The organism is Prevotella sp. ne3005, assembly GCF_900110085.1.
GTDB lineage: Bacteria > Bacteroidota > Bacteroidia > Bacteroidales > Bacteroidaceae > Prevotella.
Window position 1 is genome coordinate 152,518 of sequence record NZ_FOCK01000003.1, and the last position, 24,577, is coordinate 177,094.

Genomic DNA, 24,577 nt, shown 5'->3' on the forward strand with positions numbered 1-24,577 from the left:
TTTGACGGCTGCAAAGGTATGTAAACCTGATGAAACACTTGTCCTCAAATGTATCAGAATACATTGTGAGAAGAGAATGATACAAAACGGAACGCCAAATCAGAGAAAACACTTCTTACACGTATTTTTTGTGAATAATTGATGGTATGCATTATAAAAATGATTATATTTGCAACATAAAACAATAGAAAATGAAAAAGTGGTGTTTCTTTTTGGCAGTATTCACGATATTATTCCAGATGGAGGTCTTCAGTAGTCCTGCTTTCTGGCATGTTAATGTGCAGTCTGGCCTATCTGACAGTTTTGTGAAAGATATTCTCCGCGATCAATATGGGTATATGTGGTTTGCAACGACCAATGGCCTCGACCGCTACGACGGTTATCAGTTCCGTAAATACACAACCATTCCTCTTGGCAATTACAATGACGACATAGAAAGCGTATGTGAGGATGCCACAAACACCATTTGGGTAACATCTTCCAATGGAATATATGTCTATGACTGTATAAAGGATCAGTTGTGTAAAGATGTGACTCGACGATTGTCACAATTGGGAATGACCGATTCCGTCACATGGATCAATACCGACGATCGCCAGAACTTATGGGCACTGTCTAAGCACAAGGTCTACTACTACGATTTCAAGGACAAGAGACTGACGGTCATCGATAATCCGTCAGGAACACCCATCAGGCAAATCACCTCGCTCGGTAACGAGGCATACGCTCTGGCAGAGGATGGCGAGTTCTATTCCGTTGACTTACATGCACGTAGGTTAAGATATGAGGGTGCTGCCCATATGTCAGACAGCTACTGGCGCATGATATACCTGGACACCCAAGGACGACTATGGTTCTACACCAAGCATTACCCGGTCAACAACCTTCAGTGCTATTCTATCAAGGGGAAGAGGTGGATGACACCTGATGCATTAGCGTCATTGTCGAAGATGATGCTGACCTCACTCACCGATGACGGGAAAGGCAATATCTGGATAGGCACTGAGAATGAAGGCATCTATATCTACAGCTCAAGTGGAGCAACTGAAAGTATCCGGCAGCTTACCAATAATCTGGAGGAAAACAACCTGCTGCCAAGTAATCATATCAGCAGCCTGTACAAAGACGACAGGAACACCATGTGGATTGGTACGAGCAAACGGGGTGTAGCTTATATGGACCTGTCGACCCCGATGTTTTCTGTAACTAAATTCAAAGGGAAAGAGGATGTCAGCTGTATCGTCGAGGACAAAGGCGGTAATCTGTGGATAGGATTTGATGGCAGCGGAATACTAAAGATTGACGCTGCGAATCGTGAGACATCCTTCACCCAACAGAACGGCAGCCTGCCAACAAACATCATCACCTGTTCACAGGTTGACCAGTCCGGCGGCCTTTGGATAGGTACATTCGGCAATGGTGTATTATATCTGGATGGTCAGCGGTTTGTACCCTATCCATATAGTGACACCAATCAGCAACAGATGTTTATCAGCTGCATGACGGCAGATTCAGAAGGAAACCTCTGGGTTGGTTCCATCTTTCAAGGATTGACCTGTTACCGAAAAGACGGCAGGGAGAAATTGTTCACGAGGGAGAATTCTGACCTGAATACCAATAGTTTGACTTGCCTGCATAGTGATCATGACGGACATTTATATATCGGATCGAGCACGGGGCTTTATATATTGGACACCCGGAGCGGGACATTCCTCAAATGGGCAGGAGACCTGAATCCCCTGGAGGATGTTTTCATCACATCGCTATACAAAGACTGTCGTGGACTTATTTGGATTGGAACAAGGACAGGCCTAAAGGTGTATGATGAACGGCACAATACCTTCTACCAGATTCTTCAGAAAGATGGACTGTCTAATCCGTATGTCAGAACGTTGATCGAGGATAACAGCAAGAATGTGTGGGCTAGTACAGACAATGGTCTGACATGCATTCAGACAAAGAGGCTGGATAATGGTGACTATAGTTTTGTTTGCACACCGTATTTCGAGGAAGACGGCTTGCAGAATTCAGCATTCAACAGCAATGTAGCATGCCTCACCCGTATGGGCTGTCTGATAGGTAGCACGAATGGCTATCTGTGCATCCATGAGAACAGGTACGCTTCCCCCTACTCGTCGGTAGATATTGTTTTTACGTCACTCTGGCTAAGGGGGCAGCGCATTTTGGTTGGTGATGATACGGGTATTCTCAATTGCAACCTGCAACAGACTGACGGCATCGTATTGGACTACGACCAAAACAGTTTCTCTGTCACCGTGTCAGCCATGGACTATACCAAGAAGCATAAGATCCACTATCTCTATCGGTTGAGAGGATCACAGGAAAAATGGGTGGAGCTGGATGGTAATCGGATCAACTTCAATGTCCTTGCACCAGGGTCTTACACTTTAGAGGTGAAAGCCTCCGACCTCGGAGGATGGACAAGTGATGTCTCAACGCTTAAAATACGCGTCAGACCTCCATTATGGTTATCTACACCAGCCCTCATTCTCTATTTCTTCATTGCTGTCGCCGGTATCTTCCTGTATCTGAAGCGGATGAAGCGGAAACACCGGGAGACGCTGGCAGTTCAGAAACTGGAAATGGAGCTGGAACAGCAGCACCAGATTGAGGAGAACAAGATGCGCTTCTTTACAAATGTCAGTCATGACTTGAAAACACCACTCTCATTGATTATCACGCCATTGGAGAAAGTGCTCTCAGGAAACTTGGAGAAAGATTTCCGGACAGAACTGGAGATGGTATGGCGCAATGCACGCCTGTTGATGGACGAGGTTACCCAACTGCTGGACTTCCGCAAGATCGATGTTGGCTCAGAGAAGCTGCAGTTGTCGCATGGCGACTTTGTGGAATTCCTGCGCAAGATAGTGGACAATTTCAGAAGCTACTCCCAGGGCCGTGGTATTCAGTTGGATCTGATAATCAATGCCGACAGTCTTGAGATGAACTTCGACCAGAACAAAATGCGGCGTGTAGTAACGAACCTGCTCTCCAATGCCTTTAAATATAATAAGGAGAACGGCAGCGTTTCTGTGACGGTTGGCCGTCTGACACAAGCAGGACAGACACTGATGCGCTTGGAGATTGCCGATACAGGCATTGGCATCAAAGATGAGAACAAACCGCAAATCTTTGATCGCTTCTATCAGGAAGAGGGACATACAGAATATGTGGGAAGTGGCATCGGACTACACATTGTCAAGGAATACGTAACCATGCACCAAGGTGAAGTTCATGTAGAGGACAACCATCCACAGGGTAGCGTGTTTGTTGTTACTATACCCATGGATCTGTCGGCATCACATATCGCTACACCTGAAGTATCCCAGCCCGTGGAGAGGAAAGAGTCTACACCCTTGGAGACAGAAGAGAACAACAGTGACGTGACCATCCTTATTGTCGAAGACAATCACGATTTCCGTATGTTTCTTGAGAGGTGTCTGAACGACCAATATCGGATACTGACAGCCTCCAATGGCATCGAGGCGCTCAAGGTCTTGGACGAAGAGGAAGTGGACATTGTGATCAGCGACATCATGATGCCTGAGATGAATGGCCTGGAACTCTGCAACCGCATCAAGACGGATGTGACTTACTCGCATATCCCCGTCATTCTTTTGACTGCCAAATCAACGGAAGCAAACATCATCACCGGACTGAAAGACGGAGCCGACGACTACATCACGAAGCCATTCAACCTGAACATCCTGAAACTGAGGGTCAAGAAGATTATAGAATGGACACAGAACTGCCATCGCAACTTCGCAAAGGGCATCGAGATTGCCCCCAGCGAGATCACTGTCAGTTCCATTGACGAAGAACTGATAAAGAAAGCTATCAGGATTGTTGAGGAAAACATGAGCGACTCCGAGTTCTCTGTTGAGGACTTCGGAGCCGCCATCGGGATGACGCGTGGTCATCTCTATAAGAAACTAATGGCCATCACAGGTAAATCGCCGATAGAATTCATCCGCATCCTACGCGTCAAACGCGGACACTCCTTATTGGAGCAGGGGCGGACGAATATCTCTGAAGTAGCCTACACCATTGGCTTCTCGCCCAAGCAGTTCAGTAAATACTTCAAGGAAGAGTATGGTTGTCTGCCCTCTGTTTACTTAAACAATTCCTGTGCCAAGCGGTAAAAGGTCGTTTCAATGCACGGACTGAAATGTATTAAATTGATATATCATTTGTATCATCTCCTGATATTGACGGGTTAAAAGATACAAAGTGACAGTCGGAATGGTTGGCGGATGGCATTTTTTTTGTATCTTTGCACTCGAAAGAACTACTAATGTGATTATAAACAGAAAATGAAAACAAAGCAATTACTACTTTCAGCATTACTGGTGCTGGTATTGGGAACTAAAGCCCAAAACGTCCGGGAAACCATCCGACTGAATGAGGGGTGGAAATTTGCGATGGGCCATGCAGCAGATCCGAAAAAGGATTTCGGCAGGGGCACAGAGTACTTTAATTATCTGACGAAGGCCAACTCTATTCACAACGAAGGGCCGTATGTCCAGAAGTTTGATGCCTCATCATGGCAGGAGGTAAGTATCCCCCACGACTGGGTGAGCACATTACCCTATGCCCGCGAAGCCAGTCATTCGCATGGTTACAAGACCGTAGGCTATCAGTATCCCGAAACGAGCGTGGGCTGGTATCGGCGTATCGTCACTATCCCAGAATCGGATTTGGGCAAACATATTGCATTGCGCTTCGACGGTATCTTCCGCAACGCCACAGTGTGGTTCAATGGATTCTACATGGGCACAGAACCGAGTGGTTATGCCACTCAGGTCTATGACGTGACGGAATACGTAAACTATGGTGGCGACAACCTGATCTGCGTACGGGCCGATGCCTCACTCGAAGAGGGATGGTTCTACGAGGGTGCAGGCATCTACCGCGATGTATGGCTGGAGAAGTCGGCAGCAGTCAGCGTGGCTCCTTTCGGCACTTTTGTATATGCGGACCTCAAGCAACCCTATTCCTCGGTCACCATCTATATCGAGACAGAAGTGAACAATCACTCGCTGACCGCACAAGACTGTGAAGTGGAACAGCGGCTACTCGATGCCGAAGGCCGCCAGGTTGGCAGTGCCTCCCCGATAACTGTTACGGCCCTCAAGGCGAAAGAGACCAGGACTTGCAAGCAGCAACTGGTCCTCCAAAGTCCGCATTTGTGGAGCACCAACGATCCCTACCTATATAAGGTGGAAACCATCGTGAAGGTTGGTGGAGTGGTAACCGACATCTATGAAACCACGACCGGTCTTCGTGATATTACCTTCGATGCCGACAAGGGTTTTCTGCTCAACGGTGAGCCACTGAAACTCAAGGGGTTCAACCTGCATCAGGATCATGCCGGCGTAGGAGCAGCCATCCCCGAAGCACTGATGGCCTGGCGTATCAAGCGACTGAAGGAGCTGGGCTGTAATGCCTATCGCTCTGCCCATAACCCCGCCACTCCTGCACAACTCGACATCTGCGACCGGGAGGGTATACTGGTCATCGACGAGAACCGTCTGACAGGTATCAACGATGAACACCTCAGACTGTTGGAGCGACTTGTCAAGCGCGACCGCAACCATCCGTCAGTCATCCTATGGAGTTGTGGCAATGAGGAATGGGGCATGGAAAACACAGTCCAAGGCACCCAGGTGGCGGCAGCCATGAAGGAATACGTCAGACTGCTCGACCCTACTCGCCATTCTACCCTGGCAAATGCTGGCGGGTCAGAGCTCATCAAGGGAACGGATGTCGTAGGCTATAACTACATCTCTCAGAACAATGTCGAGAACCGCCGCCTGCAGCATCCCGAATGGAAAGTGGTGGGCACAGAGGAGTTTACAGGCTGTGGCACCAGAGGCATCTACTTCAACTCTCCCGACGTGAAAGGCCGTATGCGCTCCATGAACCTCGACAGCAAGAGCTACGGTGTGGAGAATGTGATTGAGCGCGGATGGCGATTCTATGCTGAGCACGACTGGGCTGCAGGTGCTTTCTTCTGGACAGGCTTCGACTATCGTGGCGAGCCCAATCCCCTGTCCTATCCCGCTCACGATTCTGAGTTCGGAGTGCTCGATTATTGCGGATTCTGGAAAGATGAGGCATGGTATCTGAAATCCTGGTGGACGGACGACCCTGTACTCCATATCTTCCCTCATTGGAATCTGCAGGGACACGAAGGAGAGGAGATAGATATCTGGGCATACAGCAACTGCGACGAGGTAGAGCTGACAGTGAACGGCAAGCGACTGGAGCGTCAGAAGATGCCTCGTCATGGACACCTGAAGTGGAAAGCCGTCTATCAACCAGGAAAGGTCGTTGCCACTGGCTATAAAAACGGGAAGCGTATCCTTACCCAGACCCTTGAGACCACCCGTCCTGCCTCGAAGATTATCCTAAAGGCCGATCGCCAGCAGATTAGTGCCGATGGCAGGGATCTGGCAGTAGTCACCATTGAGATTCAGGATGTCAAAGGACATATTGTCCCTGATGCCTGTCCGGAACTCACCTTCCGATTGGAGGGCGATGGCCGCATCCTGGGAGTTGGCAATGGCGACCCGTCTTACCCCGGTGAAGATCATCCGAGAGACAAAGACTGCAAGACTTTCAGCATCCCTGCCTTCAACGGATTGGCACAGGTACTGATTCAGAGTCAGCTGCAACCCTCTACTCTCACCCTGTCTGCAACAGCCAATCAACTGAAATCTGCAAATATCATCATTCATACAAAATAAGGAAACATGAAGAATCTGAAAACGATCGTCATCATGAGCGGCATGTTCGCCCTGATGGCAATGCCGCTGAAGGCACAGAAGTGGGAACATCTGGCAGACACGCCACAGATGGGCTGGAGTACATGGAACAAATTCCAAGGGAACATCTCTGAGGACATCATCAAAGGCATTGCAGATGCGATGGTGGAGAATGGGCTGCGTGAGGCAGGCTACACCTACATCAACATCGACGACTGCTGGCATGGACAACGCGATGGCAATGGATTTATCCAGGTCGATCCTGTCAAGTTCCCTAACGGAATGAAGGCCGTGGCAGATTATGTCCACAGCAAAGGACTGAAACTTGGCATCTATAGCGATGCAGGTACTGCCACCTGTGGAGGTATGCCTGGATCACTGGGCCATGAGTATCAGGATGCCATACAGTATGCCCGCTGGGGGGTGGACTATCTGAAATATGACTGGTGTAATACCACCAACGTCAATCCGCAGGGGGCCTACCAGCTCATCAGCGATGCGCTCCGTGCCGCTGGTCGTCCCATTTTCCTCAGCATGTGTGAGTGGGGCAACAGCCGACCCTGGAAGTGGGCCCGTGAGGTGGGACACTCCTGGCGTACCACACCCGATATCTGGTGCGACTTCGACTCCCTACGCGTTTTCCCTGGCTACACACAGTTTGGCGTGATGCAGTGCATCCAGTTCAACGACTCACTGCGCCAATATGCTGGCAAGGGCTATTGGAACGATCCCGACATGCTGGAGGTTGGCAATGGCATGACAGAGAACGAAGACCGTGCCCACTTCACGATGTGGTGCATGATGGCCAGCCCGCTGATTCTTGGCAACGACCTGAGAAACATGAGCGATGCCACCCGCAATATCATCATGAACAAGGATATGATTGCTATCGACCAGGATACGTTGGGTGTTCAGGGATGGCACTATTGCGACAAAGACGGCCTCCAGTTCTGGTTCAAGCCTCTGGCTGGCAACGACTGGGCTTTCACCATCCTCAATCCTACCCGCAGCGACATCACCTATGAACTGAACTGGCAGGACTTCAATCTGACTGACCAGCAAGTGAGTGGATTAAGCACCGATTTCGGCTCCAAGGTCTATAAGGTCTTTAATCTTTGGACGCACAAACAAGAAGGCAAGACATCGTTGAAAAGCAAAGTCGACCGCAAAATCACCGTCAAATCCCGTGATGTAGTATCGTATCGTTTATCCCTATAAGACATAAATCAAGGATTACACAATATTCTTCGGATGTCCGCTCAGAAATGAGCGGACATTATCTATGGCTATCTGGATCAGTCGCTGGCGGGCTTCCAAGGTGGCCCAGGCAATGTGCGGGGTGATATAGGCATTGGGAACCTGAAGAAGCGGATGGTCAGCCTTGGGCGGCTCCTCTGTCATCACATCAGCACAATAAGCCCTGATCCGCCCCGCTTTCAAGGCTTCCGCCAAAGCATGGTCATCCACCAACGGCCCACGGCCTGTATTGATGAGTATGGCCTCCGGATTCATCCACCCGACAGTCTCGGCACTGATGAGATGATGAGTATCTGGAGTGAGCGGACAATGCAGCGAGATGACATCTGAGGTCTGGAACAGTTCCTTGAGGTCTGCCTTCTGGATGCCCTCGGGCAAGGTCTCAGCAGGTTTACTGGTCAGGGCCTTCACCTTCATGCCAAAAGCAAGGGCGATCTGCGCCACGCGCCGTCCGATATTTCCGAGGCCCACAACACCAAAGGTCTTGCCTGAGAGCTCGACAATCGACTCGTTGTAATAGCAGAAGTCGGGACTGCTGCTCCACCGTCCCTGCCGATTCTCCATCGCATACCGCTCTGTGTGGTTGGTAACAGCCAGCAAATGGGCAAACACCATCTGCGCCACACTCTCCGTACTGTAGGCTGGCACATTGGTCACGAAGATGCCCCGTTCATGGGCAGCCTCGAGATCCACCACATTATAGCCCGTCGCCAGCACCCCTATATATTGAAGATGTGGCAACTGCGCCATCTCCTCACGTCCGAGGATGACCTTATTCGTCAGCACGACCTCCGCCTCAGCGGCTCTTGCCACCGTCTCACTTGGCTTGGTACGGTCATAAACCGTCACCTCGCCCCATTCCTTCAGCCCCTCCCACGACAAATCGCCCGGGTTAGCCGTATAGCCGTCAAGTATTACTATCCTCATAATTTACACTACGTAAGTTACACTCCTCTGCCGCAAAGATACGTATTATTTCCGATACTACAAAGAAAAAAGGAATATCTTTATTATCTTCAGCCCACTCCCACGACAAATCGCCCAGGTTAGCCGTATAGCCATCAAGTATGCACAAACAAAACGATAACTGACACTTCTTACACTTCTGATATAACTTGTTCTATATTAGCAACTTACAAAACTCTATATCTAACACCTAACTGACACCTGAACTGACACCTAAATAATATCCGAATCAAAGTAAAACAAGTTGTTTTACTTTGTAAGAGATAGTCTTATTGGGAAATAAAGATAGTCTTTTTCACACCAAAACAACTTGTTTTGCTTCAATGGAGACTATTTCCTTATCCTGCAAAGCAGGTGTTAGTTCAGGTGTCAGTTAGGTGTCAGATAACTATTTAGATATTTATTTGTATTTCAAGCACTTATGTCACAAGTGTAAGAAGTGTCAGTTATACTCAAAAGAGTAGTAGCAGCCAGACCCAGACACCTCACCTGTTTCTATCGTTAAATAACAACATGAACAAGGTTTTCCGCAAAAAATTTGCTTTATTTGAGATCTTTGCGTATCTTTGCAAAAAGAATTCATCAGATATGAAGGATATCGCATTGGTTTTGTCGAGTGGCGGTGCCAGAGGACTGGCTCACATCGGCGTGATTGAGGAGCTGGAATCTCGGGGCTATCACATCACCTCGATAGCCGGTTGCTCGATGGGCGCACTCATCGGTGGCGTATATGCAGCAGGGAAACTGACAGAGTTCCGTGAGTGGATGAAGACCATCGACAGGAAGAAGATGCTTGAACTGACCGATTTCTCACTTTCTCTGAACCATTTCGTGAAGGGCAAGCGCATCATCGAGACCATCATGGAGTTTGTGCCGGATGTGGCCATCGAAGACCTGCCGATACCCTATAGTGCTGTGGCTGCCGACTTGAAAGAAGGTCGTGAGGTGGTCTTCAGCAAGGGCAGCCTGTTTGAGGCTATCCGTGCCAGCATCTCCCTACCCTCCTTCTACGAACCAGTGCAGCGCGACGGGATGATTCTGATTGACGGTGGTGTGATTAACCCGATCCCGCTGAATCGTGTCAGCCGGAAAACGGGCGACATCCTGGTTGGTGCCGATGTGAGCGGGCATGACTACAAATCGCAATGGGAAGAGATGCACCGACTGACGGAGTGGCAAAAGAAAGACAAGTCGCTGAAGGCGAAGATCCTCGACAAACTGATTCCCGACAACCTCGAATTCAACTATTATACGGTGCTGTCGCGTACCAGTTCGCTGATGATCCGCCAGAACTCCATCCTGATGACCAAGCTGATGAATCCCGACATGCTCATTGACATCCAGATGAGCCGCTACGGAGGCTTCGACTACGACAAATCGGAGAAGATCATCGCCATCGGCCGCCAGAAGACCGCCGCCGTCCTCACCAAATTCGAGCAGAATACCAAATCGCAGGATTATTTTCTGATATAACTTTGTTAGACTATGAGCATCATTAATCACTTCCTATCTGTAGTTATAGAACCGCAATTCAAATTGGCCCGTGACTTAACTGCTATGGCTATAGCCGACGGAAAAGTTACACCTGAGGAAAAAGAGGCTATCAGGGCTATATGTCAATTAGAGAACATCAATGAAGCAACGTTGATGGAAAGTCTTCAAGGGAATTATGAGAATGCAGATGTTCGGATTCCAAAAGAGCGCAAAGAAAAAGAATCTTACCTTAGAGAACTTATTAAGCTAATAGGTACCGACAAATATGCTGCACCTCAGGAGATATACTTGTTCCAAATTGTTGCAGGAAGGATGGGACTGAACCAAATGGATGTTATGGGGATATTCCTGGCCTGTACGACACATCAGTATTTCAAAGGTGATGCGGGAATAGCCGTTTTAACCAGTTTCCTAAAAAACCATATTGCTCCTAAAAGTAAAAATGAAAAAGAGAATAGTGATAACATTCGAGCAATCTATGAAACAGTAGCCACCAATACAGAAAGGCTCCAAGACCCTGAAGCAGATCGCGAACTGCTCCGACAGAATCTGGAGCGGGCCACAGAAACATTCATGCAGAATTCAATCCTCATGCAAGAATTTCGAGATTTGAATCTCGACCTGGGTAGAATATTAAAAGAAGAAGAGCTAAGAACTTTCAAGAAATACTATTAAAGTATAGAAGCGCATATAATTACACCTCTATACTTTACTCACTCCTTACGCAATTAAAACCTTGACATCGTGGACGATGCGGATGGGGACCATGTAATCGCGGATGATACGGTCTTTTTTCATCTCGACGACAAAGATCTCTTCTGCGTCTTTCAGGACAGGGCGAGCCTCTTCACTAATGTTGTTGAGGCGGACATTGCTGTCCCAGTCGCGGAAAAGGAGAGCAGTATCGCCGCCATCGTAGATAAGGATTGGACCGTCGGGGTCGGTAGTCTGGGGTTCGATGATAAGGAGCAGGTCCCCATCATGGTCTTGTAGAATCTGGTACATAGTAAAAAGTACGTTTTTGTTGGTATTGATTTGATATTGGCCTGAGCCCATCAGGCGCTGAAGCCCTTGACCCGGTGACGGGAGGACTTCAGCTCGTTGGCTTGGGGTTTGAATTTCTCGAAGGCCTTTGTGATGTCGGCAGCTTCGATGCGTTGGAAGTCGGTATTACCCGTAGAGAAGAGACGGTCGGCCATGGCGGGAATGATGCCGTTGTTGACAAACTGTTCTATCCAGCGGGCATTGCCGAAGTTGGCCTGCTTTTTCTCGAGGGTCTCCTCGATGGCAACCTCCATAGTGAGGGCGGCCTCATCTGTGAGGATATATTCATCGCGTTCCAACAGGTGACGGGCAATCTCCATCAGCTGGTTTGCGGTATAGTCCTCAAAATGATAGCGGAAGGGGAAGCGACCTGCCAATCCCGGGTTGGTGGCGAGCATGGCATCCATCTCCTTGGGATAGCCCGCAAAGACGATGAGCATATCGGGGTTGGGTTGTGTGAGGACAGTGAGCAGCGAGTCGAGCACTCGGCCACCAAAGTCCTTACGGTCATCACCTCCCGTGTTGAGGGTGTAAGCCTCATCGATGAAGAGCACGTTACCCTTGGCCTCTTCAAGCACCATCTTCATGTTCTCCTCCGTCTGACCGATGTACTGGCCAACCAGTCGGGTACGGTCGACGGCGATAACCTCGCCTTTGGAGAGCAGGCCGAGCGAGTGGTAGATCTTACCCAACTTACGGGCCACGGTGGTCTTGCCCGTACCGGGATTACCCGTGAAGATGGAGTGGAAGATCAAGGGGCTGCTGGTCTTCAGGCCCCGGCGTTTACGCTCCAGGAAGAGGCGTGCTTGATTGGACATCGTCATGATGCCCTGTTTCACGTTCTCGAGGCCTATCATCTCCTTCAGCTCCCGCATGCTTTCGTCGAAGGTGGAAGTGGTGTCGGTGAGTTCCTCGAAGGGGATATCGTCCATCTCTACGTATGGGGAGACATCGATGGTGTCCTGAGCGACGAGACGGCCTATATAACGGGGAAGAATCTTGCTCTCGACAAACAGCCTGACCTCTTCGGACGACCATTGGCTGAGCGTGCCCTCTGCCTGACCTTGGATGATAGCCCGGGCCAGACGGTCCTTGACACTCCCCGTGAGTTTCAGATGGCAGGCCGCCATGTGATCGAACATGGCCTGCACCAGCTCGTAGGCCGTGCTGGGCTGCTGCTCCACCCAACTGTCGTCGCAGAAGAACTGTTTCAAAGAGGGGTAAAGGCCCAGGAGTTCGTCGATTTCGTGGCGGGTGCCACAGAGCCAGAGAAGTGTCTGACCATTGGACCTGCGTACCATGTCGATGACCTTACGCATGATGATTTTGCCGTTAGGTCCAATCAAGTCGGAAAGGCGGGTGAGGCAGAGCACCTTCATTTCGCAATCGTTGAGGATCTCTGGCAACAACTCGTAGGGGTTGTTGCGGGAGGGGTCGAAGAGCGTGGAGCAGTCGACGACCTTGCATTGGTAATCGGAGGTAACCAGCACCTGAAACATCCTCAGGATGAGCGGACGGGGATGCTCCATGCAGATGAGCAGGTTTGGGGAGGTCTTCAACTCACCGAGTTCTTCTTCCTTGCGGAATTCGTTGATATACAACATCTGGCAGGACTGAATAGCTTTCATCCGCATGGAGGCCGAGCCTGGCACATGGGCGACAGTGCTCCAATTGGGGTTGTCGGCATTCAGACATCCTGAGAGTGTGTCTTCCAAACTCATCAACATGCATCGACGACCCGCCGAGAGGTCTTTCACCTTCAGATGATGGTCGAGGGTGAAGTCGTACCTCATGACAGAGCAGCTGTCTTGGCTGTCGCGAACGATCATCACATATTGGCCGGGAAGCCACACTTGGTGGCAGGAAATATCGAGGATTAGCTGTCGTTTCCTGCCTTTCTTGATTTTCACCACTTCATCTCCTTCGCATACAGGACAGTATTCGTTGGTATAGATGTAGCAGCTAAAGCGATGCGGACGGAGCGACGCTCCAGGCTTGCCCTGGAAGGTGACCCTCATCACTTCATCGGAGTAATAAACATGGTTGCCCTCCACCTGCAACTGAACAGAGTCGATATCAGCCATGCATTCCTTTTTTCCATGGGTTTCCCCAAGCTTGATTTCCGCTACGCGATCGTTCATCGGTTTGGGGAAGGGAAGTTTTTCATCGTACTGATCATCGTGGTCTTCAGTTTCTTCGTCTTCTTCGGAATCGTCATCGAGGTCAATATCGTTGTCGATGAAATCCCGTAATAACTTCTCAAACTCTTCATCTTCCTGATTTTTCGGATTCTTGTCCATAGAATAAACATAAAGGTTTCTTGTCTACTGTTGTTTGTGTATGCCTTTCGAAAAAGGCGCAAGAGGTATTTGGGCAAAGCCGTGCGGCATTTGTCCAGTAAGGTTCATAGAGATTTACCCGAAGTCTCTATCACAAAACGTTAGTGTGTCAATAAGTCAAAGAGCGTACGATCCCGCCAGCCTTTTACAGCCGGTGCATACTAAATGTTACCGAGTTTTGTGATAAGTGTTACTTGATTGTCATGTGTATTTTGATTTGTGGGTGCAAATATAAGAAAAAATCCCGATATCTTCCAAATAAATATCGGGATTTCTTTTAATATTTAACACTTCCTCGCGGGCGAATAAATAATAGGTACGCGCGACTTTTTAATCGTCGGCAAGGGTGAAATCGAGCTGTTTGCGTTCGAGGTTGGCACGGGCCACCTGGATGCGGATGGGATCGCCCAACTGGTACTTCGTGTGATGGCGTCGACCTACGATCATGAAGTTCTTCTCGTCGAAGTCGTAGTAGTCGTCTCCCAAGTCACGAATGGGGATCATACCCTCACAATGGGTTTCATCGATCTGGGCATAGATGCCATAGGAGGTGAGGCCAGAGATATGGGCATCGTAGGTGTTGCCGATCTTGTCGGCCATAAATTCTACCATCTTATATTTGATGGAGTCGCGCTCGGCATTCTGACTAATCTGCTCCATGTCGCTACAGTGCTCACAGAACTCCTCGTACTTATCCTTGTTGGCCGAGCGGGCACCATCCTGATATTTCGTCAGCAGACGGTGAACCATCATGTCGGGATAACGACGGATGGGTGAGGTGAAATGGGTGTAGTAGTCGAAGGCCAGGCCATAGTGCCCGATGTTATGGACGCTGTACTTGGCTTTCATCATGGCGCGCAGGGCCACGGTCTCGATGGCATTCTGCTCACGGGTGCCCTCTGCATCTGACATCAGGGCATTGAGTGACTTGGTGATGGCGCCCTTCGTACCACTGGTCTTGACCTTATAGCCGAACTTCGATACAAACTGGCGCAGGTTCTCGAGCTTGGCAGGATCGGGCTGGTCGTGGATACGATAAGGCAGAGTCTTGGCCTTCGCGCCCTTTTTCACACGGCCAATGCTCTCAGCAACCGTCTTATTGGCCAACAACATGAACTCCTCGATGAGTTTGTTGGCATCCTTCGAGGTCTTAAAGTAGGCTCTTATAGGTTTACCTGTCTCATCGATATCGAAATGCAGTTCCTCGCGGTCAAACTTCACCGAACCATTCTTGAATCGGGCTGCACGGAGTTTCTTAGCCAGGGCATCGAGTTTGATGAGCTCGTTGGCATTCTCGCCCTTATAGGGATTCTTCTTCGTGGCAGGAGGTGCAGGCTCGCCCGTGCCGTCTTTCACGCCATTATCCTCCAGAATCTTCTGAACCTCTTCATAGGCATAGCGGCGGTCGCTCTTGATGACGGTATGTGCCAGATGCCAGGCCTTGATGTTGGCCTCGTCGTCCATCTGGAAGATGACACTGTAACAGAGCTTTTCTTCGTCTGGGCGGAGTGAGCAGATGAAGTTACAGAGGCGCTCGGGGAGCATGGGGATGGTACGGTCGACGAGGTAGATACTCGTAGCTCGGGCATAGGCTTCCTTATCGATGGTGGAACCTTCTTTCACATAGTGGCTGACGTCGGCAATATGCACGCCAACCTCCCAAAGACCACTCTCCAACTTCCGGATTGAGAGGGCATCGTCGAAGTCCTTGGCATCCTTCGGGTCGATAGTACAGGTGAAGACATCGCGCATATCCTCACGACGGGCAATCTCTTCTGGTGTGATGCCCGGATCGATCTTCTCGGCGGCCTCCTCCACATTCTTCGGATACTTATACGGCAGGTTGTACTGGGCCAGGATGGCATGCATCTCAGCAGTGTTCTCACCCGTTTTTCCGAGGATATCGACAATCGAGCCGATGATGTTCTTGTGCTCACTATCGGGCCACTGCACCACCTTCACCACAGCCTTGTCGTCGGTCTTTCCACCCTTCAGCTTGCGCTTGGGGATGATGATGTCGTGGACAAAGGTCGTATCCTGAGGAACGAGGAAGGCCATATCTTTCTCTACACGCAGACGACCTACTATCTGGTCGTGGGCACGTTTCACAATCTCGATGACCTGTGCCTCCTTGATGTGCTTGTCGCGACGGGCCATATACGACACCTTTACCTTGTCGCCATCCATGGCCGACATCGAGTTGCGCTCTGCCACGAACACCGGCGTACCCCCATCCTCTGGGAGGAACGAGTTACGCCCGTTGGCCTTCCTACGGAAGATACCCTCCTGCACCTGCGTCTTCAGGTTCAGGCGATAGCTGTTGTCACTTACTTTGGAGAGGAAGTCATCCCAAGCCATCTCTTCCATCGTATCGATGGCGAGCATCTTCAGGGGATGCGTATCAAACTTCAGAGCCTTGAAGATCTGTCTGAACGTGAATGTCTCGTTCGGATTGTGCTGGAAGAGATTCTGCAGCAGTTCGCTGACCTGCTTCTTCCCTAATCGTTTTCCACCTTTTTTCTTTCCCATAGACTTCTTTTTTTGGTTCTTTGCCGCAAAGATAGCAAAAAATTGTCAATTATCAATTATCAATTATCAATTATTTTGTAACTTTGCACCCAAATTTAACAAAATGAAGATATTAATTACCGGTGCGAGCGGTTTTATCGGCTCATTTATCGTGGAGGAGGCCCTCAGACGAGGCTTTGAGACATGGGCCGCGGTACGCAAGAGCAGCTCAAAGGAATACCTGCAGGATGAGCGTATCCACTTCATCGAACTGAATCTCTCATCAAAGGATCAGCTCGTCAGTCAGTTGCGCGACAAGGACTTTGACTATGTGGTGCATGCCGCGGGTGTGACGAAGTGTCTGAACAAGGCCGACTTCCGTCGCATCAATACCGAAGGTACCAAGAACCTCGTCGATGCCCTGCTCGAGGTGGGGATGCCCCTGAAGCGCTTTGTCTTCATCAGCAGCCTCAGCATCTTTGGTGCCATCAAGGAGCAGCAGCCCTATGAGGAGATCCGTGAGACCGACACGCCCCAGCCCAATACTGCCTATGGTCGTAGTAAACTCGAGGCCGAGCAGTATCTGACAACGCTGGGTGACCGTCTACCTTATATTATATTAAGACCCACAGGCGTCTATGGGCCGCGCGAAAAAGACTACTTCATCATGGCCAAGAGCATCCAACAGCATAGCGACTTTGCCGTGGGCTACAAGCGTCAGGACATTACCTTTGTCTATGTGCAGGATGTGGTACAGGCTGTGTTCCTCGCCCTCGACCGCGGCGAGAACGGAAGGAAATATTTCCTCAGCGACGGACAGGTATATCAGAGTACCACTTTCAGCGACCTCATCCATGAGGAACTGGGACGTCCCTGGTGGATTCGTATCACGGCCCCCGTATGGGTGCTGCGCGTAGTCACCTTCTTCGGGGAGTATGTTGGAAGGATGACAGGGAAGGTAACAGCCCTGAACAACGATAAATACAATATCCTCAAACAGCGCAACTGGCGATGTGACATCCAGCCGGCTATGGACGAACTGGGCTATCAGCCACAAGTACAATTGGCAGAAGGCGTAAAACGAAGTATCAAATGGTATAAGGACAACGGATGGTTGTGAAAAGTGAAAAATGAATAGTATTAAAGATATCTTTAAAATAGAGAAAAAGCCTCGCAAGGGACTTCTGGCTGTAGAATGGGTGGTGCTCGGCTATATGCTGTTGACCACACTCATCATCCTCTTTACCTATACGAAGGCCATCAACCCCGAGTCGATGCTTTGGGGGCGCTTCCGTATTTTAGTCATCATCGCGGCCCTCTGGGCTGTCTATCGTCTGGTGCCATGCCGCTTCACTCTCTTCTGTCGAATCGGCGTCCACCTCGCCCTACTCTCCTGGTGGTACCCCGACACTTACGAGATCAACCGCGTGTTACCCAACCTCGACCCCATCTTTGCCACGTGGGAGCAACAGCTCTTCGGCTGTCAGCCTGCCCTGCTCTTCTATGAGGCCGTGCCGAGTGTCTTTTTCAGTGAACTGATGCTCATGGGCTATGCCTCCTATTACCCTATGATAGGCGTCGTTGCTCTCTATTATTTCTTCCGCAGGTATCAGGATTTTGAGCGCATCACGTTCATCATCCTCGCTTCGTTCTTTATCTATTACGTCATCTTCGTAGCCCTGCCAGTGACGGGTCCCCAATACTATTACCACGCTGCAGGTCTCGACAATATCGTGAAGGGGGTATTCCCCGACATCGGCAATTATTTCGCCACCCATCAGGACAAGCTCCCCATCCCTGGTAGTCCTAACGGATTCTTCCACCAGCTGATGGAGGCTGCCCACGAAACAGGCGAACGCCCCACTGCCGCTTTCCCCAGCAGTCATGTCGGCGTAACCATCATCCTCGCCCTTCTGGCATGGCGTACATGCAGCAAGGGTCTTATCACGCTCACGGTGGTGGGCCTCATCCTGATGAATTTTGCCACGGTCTATCTCCGCGCCCACTACGTCATCGATATCTTTGCCGGCTGGGTGTCGGCCCTCACAATCTATGCCGTTTTAAATTTTTTGGCCCGAAAATTTGTTTAATTCAAAAATAATGTCTACCTTTGCAACGAAGTTAGTAAGGATATGACATATTACCCACAAGGATTCCGACGACAAAAAGTTGGGATTCTTTTGTTTTTTGTCCGTCCGGCGTTTTCGATCATTAATAACTAAAAAAGAAGAAATATGGCTTATATGTCACAAGAAGGCTACGATAAACTGGTAGCCGAACTGAAACGTTTAGAGAGCGTTGAGCGCCCCAAGGCATCGGCAGCCATCGCCGAAGCCCGTGAGAAGGGTGATCTGAGTGAGAACAGCGAATACGATGCAGCCAAGGAGGCACAGGCTCATCTGGAAGACAAGATCAACCAGTTGAAAGTGACCATCTCTGAAGCTAAAGTCGTTGACACCAGTCGTCTGAGCACTGACGCAGTACAGATTCTGTCGAAGGTTGAAATGACCAACATGATGAATAAGGCCAAGATGACCTACACCATCGTCAGTGAGAGTGAGGCAAACCTTCGCGAGGGCAAGATCTCTATCAAGACACCCATCGCCCAGGGACTGCTGAACCATAAGGTAGGCGACGAGGTGGAAGTGAAGATTCCCCGTGGTACCATCAAACTCCGCATTGATAAGATTACCGTAGGATGATTAATTATTGAAAATTGATAATTTAGAGATATGGATATTTTCTCAAAGATTGCTGCTGGTGAAATCCCCAGCTACAAATGCGCCGAGAACGACGAGTTCTACGCATTCCTTGACATCAATCCACTAGTGAAGGGCCACACCCTCGTCATCCCCCGTCGTGAGGTAGACTATATCTTCGACATGGAAGACGATGAGATTGCCCGTTATCAGGTGTTTGCCAAGCAGGTGGCCTTGGCCGTCAAGAAAGCTTTCCCCTGCAAGAAGGTGGCACAGGTGGTGCTCGGTCTCGAAGTGCCCCATGCACATATCCACCTCATCCCCATGCAGAATGAAAGCGACGTAGACTTCCGCCGCGAGAAACTGAAACTCACGGAAGAGGAATTCAAGGAAATTGCAGCTAAGATACGTGATGAGTTTGCCCGTTAGGCAAACTCATCGCCGTATTTAAGTCTTACTTCATTGACGTATTTCTTCACCATCGACGAGTTGTCACTCTTCTTACAGATCATCAACACGTCGCCCTCCTCGGCTACAATGTAGCCTTCCAGACCGTTAAACACGCCAAGCCTACCTTTCGGCAGTCGGATGATGTTATTATGGCAGTCCTCCAGGATTACCTCCGAGTCCATCACCACATTGTCGTCCTTCACCTTGCTCATCACCTCGTAGATGGCATGCCATGTGCCCAAGTCAGCCCAGCCGAAGTTACACTTCATCACGTACACATCCTTGCTCTGCTCCAGAATAGCATAGTCGAGCGAGAGGTTCGGATAGCGGGGGTAATTCTCGGCTACATAGGCCATCTCTTCCTCATATGAGTAATTGGGCTTTTCCGTCTTCAGATTACGGAGTACCGTGGGGAAGATATCTTCAAAGTTCTTAATCAGATGGCGCGCGTTAGAGATAAAGATACCCGTGTTCCAGTAGAACTCACCACTCTCCATAAACATCTTCGCAAAGTCGCGCTCGGGCTTCTCCGTGAATGATTTCACCTTATACACCTCAGGCTTGCAACTCATATCACCCAACTGAATATAGCCATAGCCAGGCTCTGCTCTCGTGGGCTTCACACCCATTGTCAGCAGCACATCGTTCTCAGTCACATAGCCCACACCCACATCCATGCTGTGGGCAAAAGCCGTCTCGTCGAGTATCAGCTGGTCTGAGGGCGAAATAATGATGTTAGCCTCCGGGTTACGCTGTAAGATGCGCATAGTGGCCCATGCCACGCAGGGGGCTGTATTTCTGTGGATAGGTTCCACGATGGTGTTCAATTCCGACACCTCCGGCACCTGTTCCTTTACCAAAGCGATGTATTCCTTGCAAGTGCAAACAAATATATTATCTTTAGGGAGCAGTCGTGAAAAACGATCGAAGGTTGCCTGAAGCTGAGTCCTTCCCGTTCCGAATAAGTCCACAAACTGCTTGGGATGCTGTTCTCTACTGACGGGCCACAAGCGCCTTCCACGCCCTCCAGCCAGAATGATGCAGTAGTTTTTCTTGTCTGTTATTTCCATGTATGGGTTTTAGTAATATTTTACTGCTGCGAAGGTACGCATTATTAATGACATGCCCAAATATTTTACGCTTTTTTTACCTTTTTGTTTTCTATTGATAAGATTTTTCCCAATATCCTTTGTCATTTCATTTTTTTGTCGTACCTTTGCACCCGCTTTCAGAGTCCTGCTGCGTTACAACCAGCCCAGATGGCGGAATCGGTAGACGCGCTGGTCTCAAACACCAGTGGGGCAACCCGTGCCGGTTCGACCCCGGCTCTGGGTACGACGGGACAAAGAAAGCAAAGAGGTGATCACGGATTGTGACCACCTCTTTTCGTTGTACCATTTGGAATTACTTCTTAAACAGATGAGGGATGAACTCATGGAGGCCACGACGCCAGGTGAGGAACTCGTGACCTGTACCCTCGGATACAGAAGAGTCGACCTTGATACCCAGCTCGCGCAAGCTATCCACGATGGGCTGACTCTTGATGAAGTCCTCGCTACCCCAGTTCATATAGAAGTAATGAATCTTCTTGTTGAACTCGTCGGCATTGGCAAAGACACCATTGTAGGCGGTCTTGACATCGAGGCCGAAGATAGCGCCACTGAATGTACCCATCCAAGCAAACTTGTCAAGGTTCTGAAGCACCACATCGAAAGTCTGATGACCACCCCAAGAGAGTCCGGCCATAGCACGGTTCTCACGGTCGGCCTTCGTGCGGAAGTTCTTATCGATATAAGGAATCAGGTCGTTAAGTAGAACGGGATAGAACGAAGCACCGTACTCACTGCGACCCTGTTCATTAGAGCCACCACCAGCGAAGTTGAAAGGTGCCTTGATATCTCCGCTCTCCATCACCACAATCATAGGAACAGCCTCACCCTTGGCGATAGCGTTATCCATGATATGCTGCATCTTTCCTTGGAGCGCCCAGCTGGTCTCGCCCTCACCCATACCATGCTGCAGATAGAGCACGGGGTACTTCTTCTTACCTGTCTCGTATTCGGCAGGAGTATAAACCAGTGCATGTCGCCACTCACCAATCTTTGAGTGCTCGCTATGATAATAGATACTACGTACCTGACCATGGGCGATGCCCTGCTGCGGACGGTAGTAGTCACCCTCAGGTCCCTCGGGAACCTCCAGACCACCAGCCTCGCGGTTGCAACCGAAATAGGTCTCGGAGGCAGGATCGATGAAGTTGACACCCTCGATGTTCATAAAATAATAGTGGAAACCCACGGGCAGAGGATCGGTAACGGCCATGAAGCCACCCTTACCATCGGGCTGCATATCGTATTTCTTGCTGCAGATGTCGACCACCACCTTGCGGGCCTGAGGAGCCTCAATGCGGAAATAGGCACGACGCTCGCTGTCAATCTTAGGGAACTCGTTGCCGGGGATGGCATTCTCGACAGTCTTGGCATCTGCAGGCACCTCGATTCTCTTAGGCATTTCGATATAGGGGCGCTTGGGCTCAAAACCCAGATGACGGGCTACTGCCTCGCCATAACGGCAACCCAGCTCACGATAGCCGGCGGCATCAAAGTGCAGACGGTCAGGACCGTTGGTACAATCATCGGAAGAGATGACCTGAGCAGTGTGGAGGGTCTGGGGGAGTTCGTCGATCTGCTTCTTACAACCGATACAGACACCCTGGCCATTAGCCTGAACGATATTACCAGCGTAGAGATTCACCTCCTCGGGTTTTAAGTTCAGGTCTCCACAAAGGTTGTCGTATACCTGCTTCACCATACCCGCCCACTTGGGATCGCCAGTATTGGTCTCGCCCTGATGCATGAGGATACCCTTGATGACGCCATCCTTCTGGGCCTTCTTGGCCAACGTTACCAGACGTTCGTAGGGATTGTTATCATAGGCGGCGAGCATGCCCTTCATCCAGTTGGGCGCTTTGTTCTTCACGTAATTGTCGATACTGTCCGGAAGGAATCCCTTGATGTCGATACCACCAATGGCCACGTGGATGACACCGATCTTGATGTTCTCGGGCAATGAAGCCACAAGGGTACGGCCGAACCAGTCGGCAGGGGTCAAGCCGGTGTTAGGACGGCAGAGAGGAGCCGAAGCCTCGCACCACTCACCCATCTTACGACCCTTTTCAGGGAAGTCGACGGCGGGCATCAAGAGGAAGCGGGGACCTGGGCTAGCCAGATCCTGAGCCTCTGGACGGGCGTTGCCCTCCATGTTCGATTGTCCAAAACAAAGGAAAATGTAGAAATTGGGATCGGGTTTCTGGGCATTTGCCGTCATGACACAGAGGCCCAGCAGAATCGTTGATAATAGTTTTTTCATTGTTGTATGAGTTTAATGAATAATTAATCTTTCTTATATTGAAATTCGTCGATATCCACATAGCCACCAGCCTTTTTCGTGGCATAACAGAAGATACCAAACTTCTGGCCCATGAAGAACCGACGCCAGTCGAAGCCCATCTTATAATCAGAGCCTATCTTCGTCCACTGTTCACCGTCAAGGCTATAATAGAACTTGGCGAGGTCGGTGCCGGGCATCATACCCTTCTGCTCCTTCTGTGGACGGAAGTCGGCATCGATGCGGAGCCAGACTTTAGACTGCTTCAGTTCGATACTCTCAATAGTCTTTGTTACGACATCGGTCACCTCCTTGTCGCGATCACTGAGGGCAACCTTCAGCTCGTTCATCTCGAGCACGAGTTTCTTACCCAGTTTCTTGACAGTGAGGGCGCCTGTATCGCTATTGAAAGCGGCCAGACCCGCACAGTCTCCGTCCTTCATCTTCGAGAGATCCATCACGACGGCACCACTACAGCCAGGACCTTCCATGCGCTGGGTGAGCGTGTTGGGAGCGAGGTAGATATCCTTAACGATGCGGTTGGTCTTCAGGCGAAGGAATCCAGGACGTTCGGTGAGACTCCACGCCTTATCAATGGGATTGTGGTTCCATTGCCAGTGGAGGCCAAGCTTTGAGGAAGAGAAATCGTCGGCCTTGACGATACCAGTCTCGGGTTCACCACTCTTCAGGGGGCGCACAGTGTCGGGCACCTTACCATTCTCATCGCCCAGCATAGGCCAACCATCGATCCAGCGACAGGGCATGACTGTGAGCACACGCCCCACGCCACCGCGGTCTTGGAAAATGATGCCGTACCAGTCGCCATCCTGTGTGTCGACGATGGTACCCTGAGCCTCATAAGAAAAACCGCCGAACTCACTCTCCAGGATCACCTGTTTCTCCCAAGGGCCATGGATATCGTCGGCTCTGTAGCATACCTCGCGACGGTGGCGTCCAGGGGCATAGGTGTGGGAGATCATAAGCAGATAATATTTGCCATTGTGCTTGATGACACGAGAGCCCTCCAGGAGCCCTTTCTCGTCTTCTTCGCGCTGGAAAATCTGCTGATGGGTACCTTCAATGACATCAGAGAGGTCGGGTTTGAGCTCCATCATCTCACCCGTGCCATAAATGACATAGACACGCCCATCGTCGTCGAAGAACAACGAACAATCGTGGAAGTGGCGCATACGGGACACGATGGTCCAGGGGCCTTCGGCCTTCTCGGCAGAGAAGATATATGTATCGCCCATGCTACCCTGTTCGTTGGGAGCGAGGAGTGCATAGAACTTCCCATTGTGATATTTCAGAGAGGTGGCCCACTGGCCACGACCATAAGCTGTTCCCTGCTGCAAGTCGTATTTCGGTGAGTCAGTGAGTTTGTCAAAGATGTAGCCCACGGTCTCCCAGTTCTTCAGGTCCTTCGACTTCATGATAGGAGCACCGGGCATAAGGTGCATCGTGGTGGAGACCAAATAAAAGGTATCGTCCACGCGGATGATGTCTGGGTCAGGCACATCGGCCCACAGCATAGGGTTCTGTATAGGCTCGGTGTGGAGCGTCAGATAATCGTCGGCGAGAGCTCCTGTTGCGGGCAGAAAGAGCATTGCCGTCAGTAGTGTTTTGAATAATGGTTGTCTCATAC

16 protein-coding genes and 1 tRNA gene are annotated in these 24,577 nt (G+C 50.1%); 10 read left to right on the forward strand and 7 right to left on the reverse strand.

Annotation, left to right across the window (positions count from 1 at the left end):
- The first annotated feature begins 191 nt into the window (after positions 1–191).
- From BMY16_RS05540 to BMY16_RS05550, 3 genes are all read left to right on the forward strand, one after another.
- Positions 192–4,163 carry a hybrid sensor histidine kinase/response regulator transcription factor gene (locus tag BMY16_RS05540; RefSeq protein WP_091840748.1) on the forward strand — a complete coding sequence of 1,324 codons (3,972 nt, stop codon included), beginning with the start codon at positions 192–194 and terminating at the stop codon, positions 4,161–4,163.
- 171 nt (positions 4,164–4,334) lie between these two features.
- On the forward strand, positions 4,335–6,770 hold the full coding sequence (gene galA, locus BMY16_RS05545) for a beta-galactosidase GalA (RefSeq protein WP_091840750.1): 2,436 nt from the start codon (positions 4,335–4,337) through the stop codon (positions 6,768–6,770).
- 6 nt (positions 6,771–6,776) lie between these two features.
- A complete protein-coding gene (locus BMY16_RS05550) occupies positions 6,777–8,006 on the forward strand; it encodes a glycoside hydrolase family 27 protein (RefSeq protein ID WP_091840752.1) in 1,230 nt (409 codons plus the stop codon).
- A gap of 15 nt (positions 8,007–8,021) precedes the next feature.
- Here BMY16_RS05550 and BMY16_RS05555 read toward each other — a convergent pair whose 3' ends face one another.
- Positions 8,022–8,972, reverse strand: a complete 951-nt coding sequence (locus BMY16_RS05555; protein ID WP_091840753.1) for a D-2-hydroxyacid dehydrogenase — start codon at positions 8,970–8,972, stop codon at positions 8,022–8,024.
- 627 nt (positions 8,973–9,599) lie between these two features.
- Here BMY16_RS05555 and BMY16_RS05560 point away from each other — a divergent pair.
- Positions 9,600–10,484 (forward strand): patatin-like phospholipase family protein, encoded by an 885-nt coding sequence (locus BMY16_RS05560; protein WP_170836019.1) that lies wholly within the window; start codon positions 9,600–9,602, stop codon positions 10,482–10,484.
- Positions 10,485–10,496: 12 nt separating this feature from the next.
- A complete protein-coding gene (locus BMY16_RS05565; RefSeq protein WP_091840756.1) occupies positions 10,497–11,180 on the forward strand; it encodes a tellurite resistance TerB family protein in 684 nt (227 codons plus the stop codon).
- A 45-nt stretch (positions 11,181–11,225) separates the two neighbouring features.
- On the opposite strand, the gene BMY16_RS05570 is transcribed toward BMY16_RS05565, so the two are convergent.
- The 3 genes from BMY16_RS05570 to rnr form a co-directional block, all read right to left on the reverse strand.
- Positions 11,226–11,510 carry a hypothetical protein gene (locus BMY16_RS05570; RefSeq protein ID WP_091840758.1) on the reverse strand — a complete coding sequence of 95 codons (285 nt, stop codon included), beginning with the start codon at positions 11,508–11,510 and terminating at the stop codon, positions 11,226–11,228.
- Between the two features lie 50 nt (positions 11,511–11,560).
- Positions 11,561–13,849 (reverse strand): AAA family ATPase, encoded by a 2,289-nt coding sequence (locus BMY16_RS05575; protein ID WP_091840760.1) that lies wholly within the window; start codon positions 13,847–13,849, stop codon positions 11,561–11,563.
- A 369-nt stretch (positions 13,850–14,218) separates the two neighbouring features.
- Positions 14,219–16,417 (reverse strand): ribonuclease R, encoded by a 2,199-nt coding sequence (gene rnr, locus BMY16_RS05580; RefSeq protein WP_091840762.1) that lies wholly within the window; start codon positions 16,415–16,417, stop codon positions 14,219–14,221.
- A gap of 103 nt (positions 16,418–16,520) precedes the next feature.
- Between rnr and BMY16_RS05585 the strand changes: the two genes are divergently transcribed.
- The 4 genes from BMY16_RS05585 (at position 16,521) to BMY16_RS05600 (ending at position 19,524) form a co-directional block, all read left to right on the forward strand.
- Positions 16,521–17,516, forward strand: coding sequence for an NAD-dependent epimerase/dehydratase family protein (locus BMY16_RS05585; protein WP_091840763.1), 996 nt, complete (start codon positions 16,521–16,523; stop codon positions 17,514–17,516).
- A 10-nt stretch (positions 17,517–17,526) separates the two neighbouring features.
- Positions 17,527–18,486, forward strand: a complete 960-nt coding sequence (locus tag BMY16_RS05590; protein ID WP_091840765.1) for a phosphatase PAP2 family protein — start codon at positions 17,527–17,529, stop codon at positions 18,484–18,486.
- Positions 18,487–18,630: 144 nt separating this feature from the next.
- Complete coding sequence (greA, locus tag BMY16_RS05595; RefSeq protein WP_091840766.1) at positions 18,631–19,098, forward strand: transcription elongation factor GreA; 468 nt, start codon at positions 18,631–18,633, stop codon at positions 19,096–19,098.
- Positions 19,099–19,128: 30 nt separating this feature from the next.
- Positions 19,129–19,524: an HIT family protein gene (locus BMY16_RS05600; protein WP_091840768.1), complete on the forward strand. Its 396-nt coding sequence runs from the start codon at positions 19,129–19,131 to the stop codon at positions 19,522–19,524.
- On the opposite strand, the gene BMY16_RS05605 is transcribed toward BMY16_RS05600, so the two are convergent.
- The gene (locus BMY16_RS05605; RefSeq protein ID WP_091840770.1) at positions 19,521–20,615 is read right to left on the reverse strand and encodes a mannose-1-phosphate guanylyltransferase; all 1,095 of its coding nucleotides are present in this window, start codon (positions 20,613–20,615) and stop codon (positions 19,521–19,523) included. The genes BMY16_RS05600 and BMY16_RS05605 overlap by 4 nt on opposite strands.
- Before the next feature lie 183 nt (positions 20,616–20,798).
- Here BMY16_RS05605 and BMY16_RS05610 point away from each other — a divergent pair.
- Positions 20,799–20,880, forward strand: a tRNA-Leu gene (locus BMY16_RS05610).
- A gap of 69 nt (positions 20,881–20,949) precedes the next feature.
- Here BMY16_RS05610 and BMY16_RS05615 read toward each other — a convergent pair.
- Both BMY16_RS05615 and BMY16_RS05620 read right to left on the reverse strand, forming a co-directional pair.
- Positions 20,950–22,914, reverse strand: coding sequence for a bifunctional carbohydrate acetyl esterase/feruloyl esterase (locus tag BMY16_RS05615; RefSeq protein ID WP_091840771.1), 1,965 nt, complete (start codon positions 22,912–22,914; stop codon positions 20,950–20,952).
- Between the two features lie 23 nt (positions 22,915–22,937).
- On the reverse strand, positions 22,938–24,575 hold the full coding sequence (locus tag BMY16_RS05620; RefSeq protein WP_091840773.1) for a glycoside hydrolase family 43 protein: 1,638 nt from the start codon (positions 24,573–24,575) through the stop codon (positions 22,938–22,940).
- Positions 24,576–24,577: the final 2 nt, after the last annotated feature.

Excerpts from the sequence above, each read along its gene's own strand:
- BMY16_RS05540 (WP_091840748.1), top strand. The coding sequence starts at position 192 with ATGAAAAAGTGGTGTTTCTTTTTGGCAGTATTCACGATATTATTCCAG.
- galA (WP_091840750.1), top strand. The coding sequence starts at position 4,335 with ATGAAAACAAAGCAATTACTACTTTCAGCATTACTGGTGCTGGTATTG.
- BMY16_RS05550 (WP_091840752.1), top strand. The coding sequence starts at position 6,777 with ATGAAGAATCTGAAAACGATCGTCATCATGAGCGGCATGTTCGCCCTG.
- BMY16_RS05555 (WP_091840753.1), bottom strand. The coding sequence starts at position 8,972 with ATGAGGATAGTAATACTTGACGGCTATACGGCTAACCCGGGCGATTTG.
- BMY16_RS05560 (WP_170836019.1), top strand. The coding sequence starts at position 9,600 with ATGAAGGATATCGCATTGGTTTTGTCGAGTGGCGGTGCCAGAGGACTG.
- BMY16_RS05565 (WP_091840756.1), top strand. The coding sequence starts at position 10,497 with ATGAGCATCATTAATCACTTCCTATCTGTAGTTATAGAACCGCAATTC.
- BMY16_RS05570 (WP_091840758.1), bottom strand. The coding sequence starts at position 11,510 with ATGTACCAGATTCTACAAGACCATGATGGGGACCTGCTCCTTATCATC.
- BMY16_RS05575 (WP_091840760.1), bottom strand. The coding sequence starts at position 13,849 with ATGGACAAGAATCCGAAAAATCAGGAAGATGAAGAGTTTGAGAAGTTA.
- rnr (WP_091840762.1), bottom strand. The coding sequence starts at position 16,417 with ATGGGAAAGAAAAAAGGTGGAAAACGATTAGGGAAGAAGCAGGTCAGC.
- BMY16_RS05585 (WP_091840763.1), top strand. The coding sequence starts at position 16,521 with ATGAAGATATTAATTACCGGTGCGAGCGGTTTTATCGGCTCATTTATC.
- BMY16_RS05590 (WP_091840765.1), top strand. The coding sequence starts at position 17,527 with ATGAATAGTATTAAAGATATCTTTAAAATAGAGAAAAAGCCTCGCAAG.
- greA (WP_091840766.1), top strand. The coding sequence starts at position 18,631 with ATGGCTTATATGTCACAAGAAGGCTACGATAAACTGGTAGCCGAACTG.
- BMY16_RS05600 (WP_091840768.1), top strand. The coding sequence starts at position 19,129 with ATGGATATTTTCTCAAAGATTGCTGCTGGTGAAATCCCCAGCTACAAA.
- BMY16_RS05605 (WP_091840770.1), bottom strand. The coding sequence starts at position 20,615 with ATGGAAATAACAGACAAGAAAAACTACTGCATCATTCTGGCTGGAGGG.
- BMY16_RS05615 (WP_091840771.1), bottom strand. The coding sequence starts at position 22,914 with ATGAAAAAACTATTATCAACGATTCTGCTGGGCCTCTGTGTCATGACG.
- BMY16_RS05620 (WP_091840773.1), bottom strand. The coding sequence starts at position 24,575 with ATGAGACAACCATTATTCAAAACACTACTGACGGCAATGCTCTTTCTG.